The 7,469-nt window shown below is 48.7% G+C and carries 5 protein-coding genes; 4 read left to right on the top strand and 1 reads right to left on the bottom strand.

All coding sequences use genetic code 11. The features are described from left to right. From gltX to PHU49_12015, 4 genes are all read left to right on the top strand, one after another. A partial coding sequence (gene gltX, locus PHU49_12000; protein ID MDD5244729.1) for a glutamate--tRNA ligase occupies positions 1-1,106 on the top strand: 1,106 nt, incomplete at its 5' end. Between the two features lie 3 nt (positions 1,107-1,109). Then, a complete protein-coding gene (locus PHU49_12005; protein ID MDD5244730.1) occupies positions 1,110-2,921 on the top strand; it encodes an ATP-binding protein in 1,812 nt (603 codons plus the stop codon). After that, the gene (locus PHU49_12010) at positions 2,911-4,401 is read left to right on the top strand and encodes a sigma-54 dependent transcriptional regulator (GenBank protein ID MDD5244731.1); all 1,491 of its coding nucleotides are present in this window, start codon (positions 2,911-2,913) and stop codon (positions 4,399-4,401) included. Before PHU49_12005 ends, PHU49_12010 begins: the two co-directional genes overlap by 11 nt. Positions 4,402-4,560: 159 nt before the next feature. Continuing rightward, the gene (locus PHU49_12015; protein ID MDD5244732.1) at positions 4,561-5,010 is read left to right on the top strand and encodes a hypothetical protein; all 450 of its coding nucleotides are present in this window, start codon (positions 4,561-4,563) and stop codon (positions 5,008-5,010) included. A gap of 418 nt (positions 5,011-5,428) precedes the next feature. Here PHU49_12015 and PHU49_12020 read toward each other — a convergent pair. Next, on the bottom strand, positions 5,429-7,469 hold a 2,041-nt coding region (locus PHU49_12020; protein MDD5244733.1), incomplete at its 5' end, for a hypothetical protein.

A 7,469-nucleotide genomic window follows, 5' to 3' on the forward strand; every position in this document is an offset into this window, starting at 1 on the left:
AAGGTCGCGCCTACAGGTGCTATTGCCGCGAGGAAGAGCTCGAAAGAAAGCGAAAGGAGGCCCTGCACAAGGGAGAGCCGCCGAGGTATGACGGGACATGCAGGGACCTGTCACCTGAAGCCAGGAAGCAGATTGAGGACGAAGGAAGACCCTTTGTTTTACGGTTCAAGGCATCTGCCAAACCCGTCCACTGGATGGACAGGATATGTGGCGATTTTCATTTTCCGCACCATGCCGTAGATGATTTTATCCTCCTCAAACAATCAGGGATCCCATCATATAATTTTGCCGCTGCCGTGGATGATGTTGAGATGGGTATTACCCACGTTATCAGGGGGGCCGATCACATACCGAACACCCCCAAACAGATCATGCTCATCGAAGCCTTTGGCAGGATACCCCCTCAATATGCCCACCATTCGCTGCTTCTGGGGAATGACCGAAAACCTTTAAGCAAGAGACATGGTGTAACGAGTGTGCGTGATTTCCGCGAGATGGGAGTTCTCGGCATTGCACTGGTGAATTACCTCGGTGTCCTGGGAAGAGGCATTCCACAGGGAATCTTAAGCGGGGACGAGCTCACGGCAACATTTTCCCTGTCATCTTTTTCACCGTCCGACACTATTTTTGATATTGATAAACTGATCTGGTTCAACAAGGAATACCTGAGGAGCATCGACCCTGAAGAGATCATCAACAGGCTCGGCCTGAAGGCTGATTGCAGAGACAAGGTGTTGGTTTTGCGGGAAAACGCTTCAACGCTGGAGGAGATGAAAGAGTATCTCCGTATCTTTGAGGATGCCGCCGTGAACGATGAAGGCCGCGCATACCTGTCACAGGTCGGGCCGCTGGATAGTTTCGCGCAGGAATTGAGGGACCTGCTCACCGAAAGCAACATAATGGCCTTCGATGAATTGATCAGGGCCATGGAAGGCAGTGCACGATTCAAGAGGAAAGAACTCTTTATGGTCTTGCGGATACTCTTCACGGGCAGAAAGAGCGGCCCTCCCCTGAAGGATATATTCCATCTGATCCCAAAAGATATTATAATAGAGAGGATCGATCGTTACCTTACAGATGGAAACGGCAAGGGCATAAAAGGGTAAAGCATGACAGGGAAGAGCCTTTATGAATCGGTAAAGAGTATCTTTCGCAGTCTCTCGCTCAGGACGCAGTTGCTTGTTATCCTCCTTTTCCTCCTCGGCGTCTCCATAACCTCGCTCACCATTATCTATTCCAGGACAGAAGACATGGTAATCGATAAAGTTACCGACAACATTGACGACATCACAAGGGCGATCCAGATAAGCGTGGAAGAGCTCACATACAGGGGTGACAGCACAGAAAGGCTGAAACGTTATGTGGATATGCTCAATAAAAAAGGTATTAAAGAGATTTCCATTATAGGAGACAATGCGGAGATCATTGCAAGCTCCGACCCAAAAAAGATAGGCACCAAAGAGAAGATCAGCGAAAAGGCAAGGCAACCGGAATTCATGCCGGACGAATTTAAGGATGGGTTAGCGATAGACAGGCTGTGCAAAACGATCATGTCTGATCAATACGCCATTGTATTGACGTCAGCCACAAATACGATCGACTGGCTTAACGAGCTGGTCAGATCGCCGGAGCTATATAATCAATTTACTTCAAAGAAAGACATAAGCAAGCTCGACAGCGAGACAAGGGCGCGCATCAACGAGCTCAAAAAACTGTACGATAACTCCAGAAACGTAAAGGACCTCGCCAAGCTGAACAGGTATATCATCGAGACTTTCTACCCGAATGAAACCCCAAAGCGGTTCAAAGTTGAACGAAAAGTCGTGAAGAAGAAAGACCTCTTTATTACCGCACGTCTCGGGGAAGAGAGCAAGAAAGAAGCACAGAGGCTATATAATATAATAATGCCCGTTTCAATAAAAGGCCAAAACATTGGTTATATCCACATCAGCATGGTACTGGACGACTACAGGCTGCTCCAGAAGAAAAATCACCTCAAGAGGATTCTAAGCACAATCTTTGCATTCAGTATCGGTATCATCATCTGCCTTATCATTGCTGAAAAATATACCGAGCCCATCAAGAGGATAGCCAATGCCAGCCAAAAGATTGCCGAAGGAGAATTGGTAAAGATAAGGGAAACGGACCGCAAAGACGAGATAGGGGTGCTTGTCAAGAGCTTCAACGAGATGGTGGAAAAATTAGATGAGCGCAAGGAACTGGAAGAGAAGCTGAAAAAGACGGAACAACTGTCGATGATCGGGCAGCTCTCGTCCGGTATAGCCCATGAGATAAGGAACCCCCTCAATTTTCTCACGCTCTCAATAGGCCATATCAAAGAGAGGATCACGGAATCAAAGATCGACAACAAAGAAGACCTCGAGGAGTTGCTCGACAGTCTCCTGAAAGAGATTTACAGGATCAATGAATTGATACACAACTTCCTTTTTCTGGGGAAACCCATAACGCTTAACAAGGAATGGATATCCCCCGAGACGTTGATCAACGAGGTGCTCTCTGTTGTGCAGGATAAGGTGAGAAGCGGGATTACCATTCAGGTTCGATGTGAAAAAAACGGGTTGCAGATGTACTGTGACAGGGAGTATACGAGAATATGCCTGATAAATCTTGTATTGAATGCCATTCAGGCAATAGAAGAAGATAAGGGTCTGGTGACAATCCGATGCGGCAAGGAGGATTCCTTCTCATATATTGCCGTCAGTGATACCGGGGGAGGGATCGAAAGCGATGAGCTGCAAAAGATTTTTGAGCCCTACTATTCAACCAAGAAATTAGGTATCGGCCTCGGGCTCGCCATTACGAAACGCTTTGTTGAAGAACATGGAGGAACGATAACATTAGAAAGTGCGGTAGGAAAAGGGACGACGATGAAGCTCAGGATACCCGTTCATGAAGCATGACAGGGGCAGCATCCTCGTTGTAGAGGACGACAAAAACCAGCGGGGGATCATCAAGACGATCCTCACGAAGGAAGGATTCTACATAGAGGATGTAGAACGCGGAAAAAGGGCCATCGATATCCTGAAGGCCGGTAATTTTGATCTTGTCCTCACTGATCTGCGACTCCCCGACATTGACGGCACAGAGGTGCTGAAGGAGGCGAGGACACTCAACAAGCTCTGCCATGTCATCATCATCACAGCCTTCGGGTCCATACCCTCGGCCGTGGAGGCGACCAAACTCGGCGCCTTCTATTATCTCGAAAAGCCTTTTGAGAAAGACCAGCTCCTCCTTGTAATCAACAATGCGATGAATCAGGTGAGATTGCTGAAAGACAATATCATGCTGAAGAACCAGCTTGTCGACCGGTTCCACCTCGACAATATTGTTGGCGTCCACGGAGGCATGGAATCGCTTTATAAGATCGTTCAGAGGGTAGCGCCGACAAACTCCACGGTCCTTATCTATGGAGAAAGCGGTACCGGAAAGGAGCTTTTTGCAAAGAGCATCCACTACAACAGTCCCAGAAAAAACAAGCCTTTCTTTGCTATCAACTGCGCGGCGATCCCGGAGACGCTCCTGGAGAGTGAACTCTTTGGTTACGAAAAAGGTGCATTTACCGGCGCATTCTCCCGGCACAACGGGCTCTTCGAACAGGCAAACGGCAGCACACTGTTCCTCGATGAGATCGGCGACCTCACCTTAAATACGCAGGCGAAGCTGCTGAGGACCATTCAGGAGAGAGAGATACGGAGGATAGGGGGAAGGGAGACGATCAGGCTGGATGTGCGGATCATCGCGGCAACGAACAAGAAGCTCGAAGACGAGATAGAAAAAGGGCGGTTCAGAGAAGACCTTTATTACCGGCTGAACGTCATCGCCTTTTCCATTCCGCCTCTCAAGGAAAGGGTAACGGATATACCTTTATTGATCGAACACTTTCTCAAGAAGCTTAACAAGTCCAACGAAACAAAAAAGACGCTTGACCCCGGGGTCCTCCGGGCGCTTTTGCAGTATGCCTGGCCTGGCAATGTGCGGCAGCTTGAATCGGTGATCGAGAGGGCCTACGTGATGTGTGACGGCGAAGCTATAGACATTGACCATGTGCCCGAAGAGGTAAAACACGGCAGCGCATCCGGCGCATCCATCGAGAAGTTACAGTCCTCCATAGATTATCTCATCGACGCCAAACTTACTGCAGCAGAGTACCGCCTGTACCTTTATCTTGCCAAGCTTGATCCGCTGGATGGGAAATTCCACGAACAGCTTGAACCGAAAGAGATCATAGAGAGGCTCGGCATAAACAGGGATACCTTTTTTGTCGGGATCGGCAAGTTAAAAGAAATGGGATTATATGACTATAAGGCTAAAACAAACCTGACAAAACATCCCTCCAACAGCAAACCAACGAAGAAAATACAGTCGGAATTATCCGACTAACACGATACATTTAGTCGGAATTATCCGACCATTGTGCACCTTACAAAACCACAAAACGAACAATTAAGCCATATTATTCATGCGTTACGATAATGGCACAGTAAATGCAAATATATATGACATAAAAGATCAAACCATAAGGGGAGGAGGTGAAACAATATGAAGAAAGTTTTCATGATCGCACTTGCAATTCTGATCAGCGTAGCATTCGTCACAACGGTGTTTGCACAGGCACCGAAGGACGCTCCGAAGCCGCCTGCAGTCGACAAACCGGCGAAGGCAGAGAAGGCTCAGAAACCGGCGAAGGTAAAGGCTAAAACCTTCACAGGCGAGGTAGTAAAGGCAGATGCAGCAGCATTTGTCGCGAAGGACAAGAAGGGCGAGATGACCTTTGACGTCAGTGGCGTAAAGGGTTATAAAGCCGAGAATTACGCAGCTGGTGACAAGGTCCTGGTGAAGTATGCCGAGAAAGACGGCAAGATGATGGCATCAGCCATTAAGAAAGCTAAGGCTCCGGCAAAGAAAGAGAAGAAAGAAATGAAAGAGAAGAAAGAAGCTCCAGCAAAAGCCGAGCCTGCAACACCAGCAGCACCGCCAGCAAAGAAATAGTATCTTTGCAGACAACAAGGGGGTGAGATTTTCTCGCCCCTTTTTTATTACCTAACCGGAAAGAAAAACACCAATCAACAAGCACGCACGGTTTCATTCTGACGAAGGAAGAACAATTCTAATATCGAAGTACTAAACAATATCAAAATCCAAATGTCGAATGTTCAAAACGTATTGTCATCGCGAGGGGTCCCATCCCTTATTGTCATCGCGAGGGGTCCCATCCTTTATTGTCATCGCGAGGAGCGAAGCGACGTGGCGATCTCAAAAGATGGGATTGCCGCTCCCGCTTAGGCGGGCTCGCAATGACACGGTTATTTTGTCCAGCCATTTTGAATTTTGAACATTTGAATTTGTTTAGAGTTTAGATATTCGTGCTTCGGATTTCGTAGCAGCTTCCGATATTCGTGCTTCGGATTTAGATATTCGGCGGATCTACCTCTATCCGCACATCGGGCATGTCGTATATGTTCAGGAGGCATTGATAGAGGGCCTCGCTGTTTCCTTTGAGGATCATTTTCCACCGGTATGTATTTTTCTTTTGCATAAGGGGGCCGGTTATGCGGTCGGCGAGACCCTGTTGCACCAACGCTTCTTTTATCTTTTTAACGACCGGCAATCCTGCCTCTTTTGCCTTTTTCACAACCTCTATCAGGAACATTCTCGTAAATGGCGGAAAGTCCGCGTCCTTTCTCTTTTTTAGTTCATCTCTGTAGAATGCCTCCATATCGAGGAAATATACCGGGTTCACCTTTTTTCTGGTATCCATGAAGAAGAAAAGTTCACGTGGGGTGAGGGCGTCGAGAAGATTGACAAGGACATGGAACATCTTCTCGTCCGATCTGTATCCGGCCATATGCCGTATGCCCTCCCACCCGAAGAGGATAAGCGTATGGACATGAACATCATATAGTTTAGAGAGCGGCTGGGTTCCTATGAGGACACAGGTCTCTATGCCGGGCGGCAGCAGAGAAATCCTTGCCCTCTTTTTTCCGGCATCACCGGAAACCCTTACCACAGGATATTGCGGAAAGGTTTTTTTAAGATGTTCCTCGATATATTCAGCGCCGATCTGACTGAACCGGATTATATTCCCCCCGCAATGGCGACACTGTTCTTCGAACGCAAAATCCCCGGCGCAGTTGCTGCACGTCAGCCTCCCCGTTTCTTTATGATAGTTCAGCACCCCTTCGCACAGGGGGCACAGGAAGGGTTTTTTACACTCCGTACACTGAATCAAGGATCCGTAATCCTTTCTGGGGGTGAAGATCGCAACGCTTTCCCCGTGTTCAAGCGTCCCCCTTACTGTCGCAGCCACTTCATCGAGCAATGCGCCGTATGATCTGGCGCTCACTTCATGTATATGTTCATCGTAATGCCTGTCTCTAAGCCAGTTATTGTTGATGAAAACAAATCCCTTTTCCTGAGCATGGTGATAGGACTCGATCGACGGAGAGGCGCTGCCGATAAAAAGCCCGGTCCTTTCTATCTCTGCCCTTTGTATCGCAACGGTCGGCGGGTTGAACCTGAAGCCCTCTTCGTTTCTGTACTCGTCCTCTTCCCCCCTTTCCACGATGATGCACGACAGCCTGTTAACGGGGAGAAAAACAGAGCTTTTGTTGCCGAGGATCAGATAGCCGTTATCACACCTCGCTCTGAAATAGGCCTCCATCCTCTTCTTTAGCGGTATCGACGAGCCGTACCAGACGACGCGGTCCTTGAATGTTTCCGACAATATCCGGTAAAAATAGGCGCCTGCGAAGAAATAGTCCGGGAGGAGCATCAGGACGTTGTTGCCTTTTTCCAAATGGGTAGAGACGAGCCGGAGGTATTGTTCAAGACGGTTTTGAATGTCTCCGGAATAGAGTATCCTTTCCTCACCCGCATTGACCGTCACCATGTCGTCGGCAGGCAGGAAATCACTGCCGGTCAATGTGTCGAAGAGCGTGACAGAGCCTTCGTTAAGGTATTGCAGCAGGGCGTTTTTACCTGTGGTCTTTAATACCTTCCCGAGGGGCACGTTATCGAGGGCGGCCGATGACCGTGCGTTTGACCTGACGCAAAGATAGCGTTCAATGTGGGGATTCAGGGGCAGCGCGTGTTTAAGGACAACGCCAAGGGGGGCAACATAATAGCGCGATGCCCATTCGACAAGGTCTGCGAGGGGAGCGGCAAGAAGGGGGAAGGGGTCGCGTACCTCAATGATCTCTTTGAAGCCCGGATCAATCCCTTCTTCAAAGCCGGCGACGAACCCCGTCAGCGTTTTGTTGTGGAAAGGAACGGTGATCCTGCTGTATTTCCGGACGTAAGGCTCCCATTCATCGGGTGCGATGTACGAGAATGTTTTTGTTACAGGGATCGACAGGGCGACATGAACGATCATGAAGAGAGGAGAAAATCTTTGAAATCGAGGTTCTTGAGGGACTTGACGCGTGTCAGGCGCTCGCCGAGGAGACGGC

This window comes from Syntrophorhabdaceae bacterium (genome assembly GCA_028713955.1).
Lineage (GTDB): Bacteria > Desulfobacterota > Syntrophorhabdia > Syntrophorhabdales > Syntrophorhabdaceae > UBA5609.

Excerpts from the sequence above, each read along its gene's own strand:
- PHU49_12005 (MDD5244730.1), top strand. The coding sequence starts at position 1,110 with ATGACAGGGAAGAGCCTTTATGAATCGGTAAAGAGTATCTTTCGCAGT.
- PHU49_12010 (MDD5244731.1), top strand. The coding sequence starts at position 2,911 with ATGAAGCATGACAGGGGCAGCATCCTCGTTGTAGAGGACGACAAAAAC.
- PHU49_12015 (MDD5244732.1), top strand. The coding sequence starts at position 4,561 with ATGAAGAAAGTTTTCATGATCGCACTTGCAATTCTGATCAGCGTAGCA.